Consider the following 10,962-nt stretch of genomic DNA (forward strand, 5'->3'; position numbering starts at 1 on the left):
CAAGCCGGCCCGTCAGGCGATGTGCTCGCGGCTCAACGCCGCGAGCATCGCCGTCCCCTAGGGGGACCGACCAGGCGCGTCCGCGTTCAGCGAGACGCGACTGGGCGAGGGGCGCCCGTACCTCACGGCGGTCATCTCCGCCAGGATGCTGAGCGCAATCTCCGGCGGCGTGCGCGCACCGATGTCCAGGCCGACGGGGCCATGCAGGCGATCCAGCTCCGCATCGGTCAGCCCGAAATGCTCGCCCAGCCGCGCACGGCGCTTGGCCTGGTTGACGCGCGAGCCGATGGCGCCCACATAGAAGGCCGCGCCCTTGAGCGCCTCCATCAGCGCGAGGTCGTCCAGCTTGGGGTCGTGCGTCAACGCCACGATGGCCGTGGCGCCATCGGGCTTGAAGGCGATGACGACGTCATCGGGCATGTCGCGCGTCAACGTGACGCCAGGGATGGCGAAACCATCGGCGTACTCGGCGCGCGGGTCGCAGACGGTGACGCCATAGCCCAGTGCCAGCGCCATCTGGGCGAGGTAGTCGGTCATCTGGCCGGCGCCGATGACGAGCAAGCGCCATTGCGGGCCATGGTGGCTGACGAGCTGGGTGTCGGTCAGCGTCAAGGTGTCGGCACCCGGCTCGGCGTCGGCCAGCGTGGCGATGCCGGTTGCCAGGTCCAGCGTGCGGCGCACGCGCTCGCCGCGCTCCAGCCGTGCCAGCAACGCGTCGACACCCGACTGCGGCCCCAGTGGCTCCAGCATCAGCTCCAGCGTGCCGCCGCAGGGCAGGCCGAAGCGGCGCGCCTCCTCGGCGCCAACGCCGTAACGCAACGGCGTCGGCCGGGCCAACTTCAAGCTGCCCGCACGCAATTGGGCGACCAGGTCGTCCTCGATGCAACCGCCGGACACCGAGCCGGCGATCAGCCCGTCGTCGCGAACGGCCACCAGCGACCCGACCGGCCGCGGCGCCGAGCCCCAAGTGCGCGTGATCGTGCCCAGCACGACGCCACGTGCCTCGGCCCGCCACGCGGCGGCCGTGCGCAAAACGCTGAGATCGAGGTTGTCCATGTCTTGTCGGTGAGGTCAGCCGCCACCATACCGCGAGCGGCGCCAGCTTGCAGCGACCATGACGTGCGGCCACACACGGGCCGCTTCCTACACTGGCCAACCCTCGTTGAAAGTCCCTCATGAAGAAAGCCTTTCTCGCCACCCTCCTCTTTGCCAGTTTGGCCAGCCTGGCCGGCTCGGCCCTCCCCCAGCTGCCGGTCCAGGCCCAGCCCGACCACGCCAAGCTGCTGGCCAGCAGCGACCCCAAGCTCGCGGCCAACAAGCGCCTGGTTTACAACTTCTGGCGCGAAGTCTTCGAGGGCGGGCACATGGAGCTGGCGGACCGCTACCTGGCCGAGTCCTATATCCAGCACAACCCGGAGGTGCCGACCGGGCGCGCCGGCTTTGTCGACGTGTTCTCCAAGGTCGCCACACCCAAGCCCATCGAGGCCCGCGTCAAGGCGCCGCTGGTTGCCATCGTGGCCGAGCGCGATCTGGTGATCCTCAGCTTCGTCAGCGAGCTGCCCGACCCCAAGGACGCCACCAAGACCTACACGACCACCTGGTTCGACATGTTCCGCATCGAGAACGGCAAGATCGCCGAGCACTGGGACCCCGACACCAAGCACTGACACCCGCCGGGCAGCTGACTGCCCATCTATAGGGGTTTGCGCAGCCCCTGCCTGCCCGACGGCAGGCGACGATAGCCTCGCGACGGCCACCCAGGCCGCACCGAGGAGACATCGAGATGGGCATTCCTATCAAGCTGGCAATAAACGGGCGGACGGTGAGCCGCGAGGTCGCGCCCGACCAGTTGCTGGTGCAATTTCTGCGCGAAGACCTGGCACTGACCGGCACCCATGTCGGCTGCGACACCGCGCAATGCGGCGCCTGCACCGTCCACTTGAACGGCCGGGCGGTGAAGTCCTGCAGCATGCTGGCCGTGCAGGCCGACGGCGCGGCGGTAACCACCATCGAAGGCCTGACTGGCGCCGACGGCGTCTTGCATCCCATGCAGGCCGCTTTCAAGGAATGCCACGGTCTGCAATGCGGCTTCTGTACGCCGGGCATGGTCATGAGCGCCATCGATCTCGTGCAGCACCACGACTGTTCCAGCGAGACCGCCATCCGCGAGGGGCTGGAGGGCAATCTCTGCCGCTGCACGGGCTATCAGAACATCGTGCGCGCCGTGCAGGTCGGTGCCCAAGCCATGAAGGGAGCCTGACCATGAACGCACCCAAGGAAGGCTTCATCGGCCAGAGCGTCAAGCGCCGCGAGGACGCGCGCTTCCTGACCGGCCGCGGCCAGTACACCGACGACATCGTGCTGCCACGCCAGACGTTCGGCGTCTTCGTGCGCAGCAGCCACGCCCATGCGCGGCTCCAGCGCGTGGACACCGCCGCGGCGAAGGCGGCCGAGGGCGTGCTGGGCGTCTACACGGGCGAGCACTTCCGCGACGTCGGTGGTCTGCCCTGCGGCTGGCTGATCAACAGCATCGACGGCACGCCGATGAAGGAGCCCAAGCACCCCATCCTGGCTGACGGCAAGGTGCGCTACGTGGGCGACGCGCTGGCCCTGGTCGTGGCCGAGACCCTGGCCGAAGCCAAGGCCGCGGCGGCGCTGGTGGAGGTGGACTACGAGGAGCTGCCGGCGGTAGCCGACACGGCCACGGCGGCCGGCCACGCGGGCACGGTGCACGACGAAGCCACGGACAACCGCTGCTACACCTGGGGCTGCGGCGACAAGGCCGCGACCGACGCGGCTTTTGTCAACGCGCCGCACATCACCAAGCTCCAGTTCCGCAACAACCGCCTCATCCCCAACGCCATCGAGCCACGCGCCGCCAACGCCAGCTACGACCCCAGCAGCGACCACTACACGCTCTATGTGGCCAACCAGAACCCGCACGTCGAGCGCCTGCTGATGTGCGCCTTCGTGCTCGGCATTCCCGAGCACAAGCTGCGCGTCGTGGCGCCCGATGTGGGCGGCGGCTTCGGCTCCAAGATCTTCCTGTACGCCGAGGAGACGGCGCTGGTCTGGGCCAGCAAGCAGCTGGGCCGGCCGATCAAGTGGACGGCCGAGCGCAGCGAGAGTTTCCTCAGCGACGCCCATGGCCGCGACCATGTGACGACGGCAGAACTGGCCACCGACAGCAACGGTGCCTTCCTGGCCATGCGCGTGCACACGACGGCCAACCTCGGCGCCTACCTGTCGACCTTCGCCTCCTGCGTGCCGACCATCCTGTACGCGACGCTGCTGGCCGGCCAGTACACGACGCCGAAGATCTACGCCGAGGTCACCGGCGTGTTCACCAACACCGCGCCGGTGGACGCCTACCGCGGTGCCGGCCGGCCCGAGGCAACCTATGTCGTCGAGCGGCTGGTGGAAACGGCCGCGCACGAGCTCGGCATCGATCCCGCCGAGATCCGCCGCCGCAACTTCATCAAGGAGTTTCCCTACGCGACGCCAGTCGGTCTGACCTATGACATCGGCGACTACGACGCCACGCTCACGCAAGTGCAGCAGCTCGCCGACGTGGCGGGCTTCGCGGCCCGCAAGGCCGTCAGCGCGGCCAAGGGGCTGAAGCGCGGCATCGGCTACTCGACCTACATCGAAGCCTGCGGCCTGGCGCCGAGCAATGTCGCCGGGGCGCTCGGCGCGCGCGCCGGCCTGTTCGAGGCCGCCGAGGTGCGCGTGCATCCAACCGGCAAGGTCACCGTCTTCACCGGCAGCCACTCGCATGGCCAGGGCCATGAGACGACCTTCGCGCAGGTCGTGGCCGACCGCCTCGGCATTCCGCTGGAAGACATCGACATCCAGCACGGCGACACCGGCAAGGTGCTGTTCGGCATGGGCACCTATGGCAGCCGCTCCCTCGCCGTGGGCGGCGCGGCCATCGTCAAGGCGGTGGACAAGGTCATCGCCAAGGGCAGGAAGATCGCCGCCCATCTGCTGGAGGCGGGCGAGGGCGACATCGAGTTCAAGGACGGCGAGTACCGTATCGCCGGCACCGACCGCGCCATCCCCTTCGCCCAGGTGTCGCTGACGGCCTACGTGCCGCACAACTACCCGCTCGACAAGCTGGAACCCGGCCTCAACGAGAACGCCTTCTACGACCCGAGCAACTTCACCTATCCGGCTGGCAGCTATGTCTGCGAAGTGGAGGTGGACCCCGCCACCGGCGTCGTGCGCATAGCCCGCTTCAGCGCGGTGGACGACTTCGGCAACATCGTCAATCCGATGATCGTCGAAGGCCAGGTGCATGGCGGCTTGGCGCAGGGCATCGGCCAGGCGCTGCTGGAGCATGGCGTCTACGACCCGGAATCGGGTCAGCTGCTCACGGGCAGCTACATGGACTACGCGATGCCGCGCGCCGACGACCTGCCGAGCTTCACCGTGCAGACAGCCAAGGGCACGCCCTGCACGCACAACCCGCTGGGCGTGAAAGGCTGCGGCGAAGCCGGCGCGATCGGCTCGCCGGCCGCCGTGATGAACGCGATCTGCGACGCCATCGGCGTCAAGGACCTGGCCATGCCGGCCACGCCGTGCACGGTCTGGACGGCGCTGCAATCGGCCAAGGCCTGAGGAGATGACGATGAACTACCAAGCCGCATCCTCCGTCGCCGCCGCCCGCCTGGGCGCGGAAGACAAATTCCTGGCCGGTGGCCAGTCCCTGCTCGGCGCCATCAAGCTCGGCCTGGCCGCGCCCGCAGGCCTGGTCGACGTGCGCCGCCTGCCCGAGTTGCAGGGCATCACGGTCGATGCCAAGACCGTGCGCATCGGCGCCGCGACGACGCACGCGACGGTCGCCGCCTCAAGCGACGTGCAGCGCGCCATCCCCGCGCTGGCCGACCTGGCCGGCCGCATCGGCGACCGCCAGGTGCGCAACGTCGGCACGCTGGGCGGCAGCCTGGCCAACAACGACCCCGCCGCCTGCTACCCGGCCGCCGTACTGGGCTTGGGCGCCACCATCCACACCAGCAGCCGCCAGATCGCCGCCGACGACTTCTTCCAGGGCCTGTTCACGACGGCGCTGCAGGACGGCGAGCTGATCACCGCGGTCAGCTTCCCCATCCCGAAGGCGGCCGCCTGGCAGAAGTTCAAGCAGCCGGCCTCGCGCTTCTCGCTGGTGGGCGTGTTCGTGGCGCGCCTGGACGGCGGCGTGCGCGTGGCGGTCACCGGCGCTGGGCCGGGTGTGTTCCGCTGCAGCGAGCTGGAGACGGCGCTCGGCCGCGACTGGAGCGCGGCCGCGGCACGTGCGGTCAAGGTCAGCGCCGATGGGCTGAACAGCGATCTGCACGGCACGGCGGCCTATCGTGCGGCGCTGATCCCGGAGCTGGCCGCGCGGGCCATCGCAGCGGCTTAGCTCGCGGTCTTTTCGCTCTCCTGCGCCGCCACCACCGCCTCGCGCCACAGCCGCGAGGGAATGAAGGTGCGCAACTGCTCCATGGCCTTGTCGATCAGGGCCGGGTGCAGGCCATGGTCGAGATGGGGCAGCAGATCGGCCGTCACATCGGCACCGAGGTCGACCAGGGACTGGGCTGCGTCCACCAGGTGGCGGTAGGGGAAGCGCTGGTCCGCCAGCCCATGCAGCAGGTGCACGCAGACGTCCTGCGGCGCATGCTCCGGCCGGGCCAGGTAGCCGCCGGCAAAGGCCAGCACGCGGCCGACGAGTTCGGGTTCGGCCTGCACGGCCTCCAGCGCCAGCAAAGCGCCGTCGCCAACACCGGCCAGCGCAACGCGCTGCCAGGGAAGATCCAGTTTGCGGGCCTCCAGGCGCAGGCGCTCGATCAGATGGGGCAGCGCGGCGCTGACGCCCTCGGCGCCGGGCGCAGCGTCCAGCCACCAGCGGCAGCGGCCCTCGGCGTCGCGCAGGGGCGGGTGCAGATTGAGCGTCAGCGCGTTGGGATATTGGGCATGCAGGGCCGCGGCCAGCGGTGCGAGGGTGTCGGGGCCATCGGGGGCGATGCCGCTGTCAGGGAGCAGGGCGAACAGCAGGCCGGGCGCTGTTGCATCTTGAGGGAGGCTCATGACGCCATTTTCGGTCCTGCCCGCTATCCTGCGCTGCTGTTTTGATGTTTCGCCCCACCCGGGCCCGCCTTGATGGAACTGAAAGTAAACGGCCAGGCCATGACGCTGCCAGGCATCGCCAGCGACCCGGCGATGCCGCTGCTGTGGGCGCTACGCGACGGCCTGAACCTGACCGGCACCAAGTTCGGCTGCGGCATCGCCGCCTGCGGCGCCTGCACGGTGCATGTCGACGGCGCAGCAACGCGTTCCTGCGTGACGCCGGTGGGCGCTGTGGCGGGCAAGTCCATCACGACCATCGAAGGCCTCGCAGGCAAAGACCATCCCCATGCATTGCAGCTCGCCTGGCTGGCCGAGCAGGTGCCGCAATGCGGCTACTGCCAGAGCGGCATGCTGATGGCCGCCGCGGCGCTGCTGGCCAAGAACCAGGCCCCCAGCGACGCCGACATCGACGCGGCGATGACCAACCTCTGCCGCTGCGGCACCTACCCGCGCGTGCGCGCCGCGATCAAGCAAGCGGCCAGACAGATGAAGGCCAAGCCATGAGGCGGGCCGAGCGCAGGGCCGCTCCCGAGCCGGCCCGCATCCCCTCGGGGGCTGAGGCCCGACTTCGCCAGCCCGGTGGGCTGGCGATGCCTGCCGAAGAGCTGCGGCACCGACCGCAGCGCGGCCTGCAAGGCCGACCGATGTACCCATCGGGCGAGGGGCCGACATGAAGCGACGGACGCTGCTCTTGACCGGGGCTGGCGCGTTGGGGGCGCTGATCGTCGGCTGGGGCTTCATGCCGCCACGCTCACGCCTGGGCAACGCCCACACGCTGCCGCCGGTCAACGGCGAGGTCGGGCTGAATGGCTGGATCAAGATCGCCGCCGATGGCACTGTGCTGCTGGCCATGAACCGCAGCGAGATGGGCCAGGGCGTGCATACCGCACTGGCGCAGCTGGTGGCCGAAGAGCTCGACGTGCCGCTGCACACGGTGCGCCTGACGCCAGCCGGCCATGACGCCATCTACGGCAATATCGCCACCTCCCTGGGCAATATCCCTTTCGGTCCACGCGACCACGAGCGCCGCGCCTTCAGGTTCTCGTCCTGGGTCACGGCCAAGGTCGCTCGCGAGCTCGGGCTGAACCTGACAGGTGGCTCCTCGACCGTCGCCGACGCCTGGGATGCACTGCGCCTGGCGGCCGCCACGGCGCGCGCCCAGTTGCTGGGCGCCGCGGCGCTGAAGCACAAGCTGCCGGTGGCCGAGCTGTCGGTCAAGGCCGGCGTCATCCACCATGCAAGCGGCGCGCTCAGCCACTATGGCGAGCTCGCCACCCAGGCGGCGCTGACACCGCCTGGCGACGTGGCGCTGAAGCCGCGCAGCCAGTGGACGCAGATCGGCCAGGCCCTGCCGCGCCTGGACCTGGCCGCCAAGGTGGACGGCAGTGCGCGCTTCGGCCTGGACGTGCGCGAGCATGGTCAGGTCTTCGCCACCATTCGCCACTGCCCCATGCTGGGCGGCGGCCTGGGGCCGGCCAACGTCGACGCGGTGCGCGCGCGGCCCGGCGTGCTGCGCGTCGTGGCCCTCGGCCCCATCGCGGGCTCCACGGCGGCCTATGCCGTCGTCGCCCGCACCACTTGGCATGCCTTGGAGGCCGCCAAGGCGCTGGACGTGCAATGGCAGCCGCCGCCGAACGGCAGGCTGGATTCCAGGGCCATCCTCGCGTCGCTGGAGAGTGAGGCGCGCCGCGCCCACGAAGCCGGCGATGGCTTCGCCTTCCTGAAGCAGGGTGATGTGAAAGCCGCGTTGGCCGGGGCCGCGACGAAACTGGAGGCTATCTACAGCGCGCCTCATCTCGCTCACGCCACCATGGAGCCGATGAATTGCACGGTCCAAGTGCTGGACGGCCACGTCAGCGTCTGGGCGCCGACCCAGGTGCCGGGCTTTGCGCGCGACATCGCCGCGCGCGTGGCCGGCGTGACGCCGGAAGCGGTGACGGTGCACGTGACCTATCTCGGCGGCGGTTTCGGCCGGCGGCTGGAGGTGGACTTCATAGCCCAGGCCGTGCGCGTCGCGCTGGAGATGGGCGGGCTGCCGGTGCAGTTGGTCTGGTCGCGCGAGGAGGACATGACGCACGACTTCTATCGCCCCGCCGAGGTGGCCGTGCTGCAGGGCGGGCTGGACGCCCAAGGCCGCCCTGTGGCGCTGGCCATCACCAATGCCGCGGACGCCCTGCTGCCGCGCTGGGCCGAGCGCGTCATGCCCGGGCTGGCGCCGACGCTGGACGTGCTGAACCGCAACGCCTTCCCCGATGGCCGCGCGCCGGCCGCCCTCTTCAAGCGCGGCGACGCGCCCGACAAGACGGCCTCCGAAGGATTCTTCGACCTGGCCTATGCCATCGCCAACACGCGCGTCGCCCACCAGGCCACGCACAGCGGCGTGCCGGTCGGCATGTGGCGCGCCGTGGGTCATTCCCACCACGCCTTCTTCAAGGAAAGCTTCATCGACGAGATGGCCCACGCCGCCAAGGCCGATCCGGTGGCCTTTCGCCTGGCGCTGCTGGAGGGCCTGCCGCGCCACCAGGCCGTGCTGAAGCGCGCGGCCGAGGCGGCCGGCTGGGGGCAGCCACTGCCAACGGGCGTGGCGCGTGGTGTGGCCGTGCACGAGAGCTTTGGCAGCGTCGTGGCCCAGGTCGTGGAAGTGACGCGGAACCAGGGGCCCAGCGTGAAGCGGGTCGTCTGCGCCATCGACTGCGGCACTGTCGTCAACCCCAGCATCGTCGTGCGCCAGATGGAGAGCTGCATCGTCTTCGGGCTTACAGCCGCGCTGTGGGGACGCATCGACATCGTGGGCGGCGAGGTGCAGCAGAAGAGCTTCCCCGACCACCCGCTGATGACGCTGGCCCAATGCCCTGTCATCGAGACCCATCTGATGCCCAGTGACGGCCTGCCCAGCGGCGTCGGCGAGCCTGGCTTGCCGCCGGTTGCGCCAGCCCTGGCCAATGCCTGGTTCGCGCTGACGGGCGAGCGCCGGCGCAGCCTGCCGCTGCGGGCCTGAGGGCAGCCGCCCCCCTCGTTCACGGGGTGTCGATGCAGCTGACAGTCGTGCTCTCCGTCGCACGAAGCGGCCGCTTACCGCCCAGGAAGAATGGGCAATGGCGCGAAGTTTGCGTGCCGTAGATCATTTCTTCTTTCGAGGGCGGCGCCATGAGAACTCTTCAGCATCTGCTTGCCACCGCCCTCCTCGCGGGCACCGCGTTTGCCCAGGCCGCACCCGTCTACTGGACCGACTGGCAAAGCAGCAATCCCAACGCCGCCGGCTTCGAGGGCTATGGCGTCATCACGACGACCACCGCCACGGTCAACGTGACCTATACCAACCGCCAGGGCGTCGGTTTCTACGACACCGGCAGCGGCTTCGACTATTGGGCCTACGGCACGTCCTACACCAGCAGCGCCGTCGACAACCGGCCTACCGGCTCTGACCAGATCGCACTGGCGGCTGCCGGCTCACAGACGCTGCACTTCTCCCAGGCCATCGCCAATCCGGTGTTTGCCTTCATCAGCCTGAACGGCAACGGCTACGGCTTCGACCAGGACTTCGACATCCTCAGCGTCGGCTGCGGCTACTGGGGTTGCGGCAATGTCACCAAGAACGTCATCGACCACGGCGGCGGCGTGTTCGAGTACCAGCTTATCGGCAGCGGCGAGCCCCACGGCGCCATCCGCTTCAAGGGCAGCTTCGACACCGTCACCTGGAACAGCCTGACCAACGAGTACTGGAATGGCTTCACGGTTGGCGTGCAGGGTACGGCGGTCGAGGTCTTCGGCCTGCCCGAGCCCACGGGCCTGGCGCTGACCAGCCTGGCACTGGTCGTCGCGGTCGGCGCGCGCCGTCGCCGCAGCTGAACCCACAGTCCTCCATGAAAAACGGCGGCCCGCGGGCCGCCGTTTTGCTTTGGGCCCGCGGTATTCCGGACCAAGCGCCGGGCCTGCCATTGGCCAGAGGCCAATGGCCTTCCGTAGGCACAAGCAGTCCGCAGGGACTGCTTGTGTCCGGCTCCAGTTCACCAAGCCGGCCCGTCTGACGATGTGCTTGCCGGTCGATCCGGCAAGCATCGCCGTCCTCCAGGGGGACCGGGCGAGGGGCTCACACTTTTATCGAGAACGGGTTGAAGTTGGTGCCGCGGTCGTAATGGTCTTCACCTTCGGCGCGCTTCAGGAAGGCGACGACCTTGGCAGTCAGCGGGTACATGACGGCCTCCCAGATGGTCTTGAACAGGTACTGCGTGACGATGACGGCGAAGAGCTGGTCGTTGGGCCAGATGCCGTAGAAGGCGATCAGGAAGAAGACACCCGTGTCGACCAGTTGGCCCACCACCGTGGAGCCGACGATGCGTGCCCACAGCATGCGGCCCTGCGTCGCGATCTTCATCTTGGCCAGCACGAAGCTGTTGGCAAAGCTGCCGCAGGCAAAGGCGATCATCGAACCCGCGACGATGCGCCAGGTGTTGCCGAACACGGCGTCCAGGTGCGGCTGGTAGGCCGCCATGAAGTCGTTCTGCGCCGGCGGCAGGTTGACGACGACAAAGGCCATGAAGGCCGAGAACACCAGGGCGCCAAAGCCGGCCCAGACGACGCGGCGGTCGCGGCCGTAGCCGTAGACCTCGGTCAGGATGTCGCCAAAGATGTAGCTGATCGGGAAGAAGAACAGGTCGGCGCCGAAGGTGACCGTGCCGATGACCGGCAAGGTCAGCTGGGCCGCCTTGGCCGCACCGATCAGGTTGGAGCACAGCAGCACGCAGACGAAGGCCGCCATGATCAAGTCGTAGTACTTGAAGCTGCGGGGCGCTGATGGGGTCATGGGGCTCCTCCTGTTGGAGCCGGCATTGTCAGTGCGATAGGGCCTGTTAACGC

At 69.0% G+C, this 10,962-nt stretch carries 10 protein-coding genes; 7 read left to right on the forward strand and 3 right to left on the reverse strand.

The window, feature by feature from the left end:
- Positions 1 to 57: 57 nt before the first annotated feature.
- Positions 58 to 1,056, reverse strand: coding sequence for an XdhC family protein (locus tag ASC91_RS18795; RefSeq protein WP_056200158.1), 999 nt, complete (start codon positions 1,054 to 1,056; stop codon positions 58 to 60).
- Between the two features lie 119 nt (positions 1,057 to 1,175).
- Between ASC91_RS18795 and ASC91_RS18800 the strand changes: the two genes are divergently transcribed.
- The 4 genes from ASC91_RS18800 to ASC91_RS18815 all read left to right on the forward strand — a co-directional run bounded on the left by ASC91_RS18800 (position 1,176) and on the right by ASC91_RS18815 (position 5,401).
- Positions 1,176 to 1,667: an ester cyclase gene (locus ASC91_RS18800; RefSeq protein WP_056200161.1), complete on the forward strand. Its 492-nt coding sequence runs from the start codon at positions 1,176 to 1,178 to the stop codon at positions 1,665 to 1,667.
- Between the two features lie 116 nt (positions 1,668 to 1,783).
- A complete protein-coding gene (locus ASC91_RS18805) occupies positions 1,784 to 2,260 on the forward strand; it encodes a (2Fe-2S)-binding protein (protein ID WP_200955308.1) in 477 nt (158 codons plus the stop codon).
- 2 nt (positions 2,261 to 2,262) lie between these two features.
- Positions 2,263 to 4,620: a xanthine dehydrogenase family protein molybdopterin-binding subunit gene (locus ASC91_RS18810; protein WP_056200164.1), complete on the forward strand. Its 2,358-nt coding sequence runs from the start codon at positions 2,263 to 2,265 to the stop codon at positions 4,618 to 4,620.
- A 10-nt stretch (positions 4,621 to 4,630) separates the two neighbouring features.
- Entirely contained in the window at positions 4,631 to 5,401 is a 771-nt protein-coding gene (locus tag ASC91_RS18815) for a xanthine dehydrogenase family protein subunit M (protein ID WP_235532029.1), read from the forward strand.
- Here ASC91_RS18815 and ASC91_RS18820 read toward each other — a convergent pair.
- Positions 5,398 to 6,066: a hypothetical protein gene (locus tag ASC91_RS18820; RefSeq protein ID WP_056200170.1), complete on the reverse strand. Its 669-nt coding sequence runs from the start codon at positions 6,064 to 6,066 to the stop codon at positions 5,398 to 5,400. The two genes, ASC91_RS18815 and ASC91_RS18820, sit on opposite strands and share 4 nt — an antisense overlap.
- Positions 6,067 to 6,138: 72 nt before the next feature.
- Here ASC91_RS18820 and ASC91_RS18825 point away from each other — a divergent pair, with 72 nt between their 5' ends.
- From ASC91_RS18825 to ASC91_RS18835, 3 genes are all read left to right on the forward strand, one after another.
- Complete coding sequence (locus tag ASC91_RS18825; RefSeq protein WP_056200173.1) at positions 6,139 to 6,609, forward strand: (2Fe-2S)-binding protein; 471 nt, start codon at positions 6,139 to 6,141, stop codon at positions 6,607 to 6,609.
- A 166-nt stretch (positions 6,610 to 6,775) separates the two neighbouring features.
- A complete protein-coding gene (locus ASC91_RS18830) occupies positions 6,776 to 9,103 on the forward strand; it encodes a xanthine dehydrogenase family protein molybdopterin-binding subunit (protein ID WP_056200177.1) in 2,328 nt (775 codons plus the stop codon).
- Positions 9,104 to 9,252: 149 nt separating this feature from the next.
- Positions 9,253 to 9,954, forward strand: a complete 702-nt coding sequence (locus ASC91_RS18835; RefSeq protein WP_056200180.1) for a PEP-CTERM sorting domain-containing protein — start codon at positions 9,253 to 9,255, stop codon at positions 9,952 to 9,954.
- A 241-nt stretch (positions 9,955 to 10,195) separates the two neighbouring features.
- On the opposite strand, the gene ASC91_RS18840 is transcribed toward ASC91_RS18835, so the two are convergent.
- Positions 10,196 to 10,909, reverse strand: a complete 714-nt coding sequence (locus tag ASC91_RS18840) for a queuosine precursor transporter (RefSeq protein ID WP_056200182.1) — start codon at positions 10,907 to 10,909, stop codon at positions 10,196 to 10,198.
- Positions 10,910 to 10,962: the final 53 nt, after the last annotated feature.

It is taken from the genome of Pelomonas sp. Root1237 (genome assembly GCF_001425055.1).
In the GTDB taxonomy this organism is placed as follows: Bacteria; Pseudomonadota; Gammaproteobacteria; order Burkholderiales; family Burkholderiaceae_C; genus Pelomonas.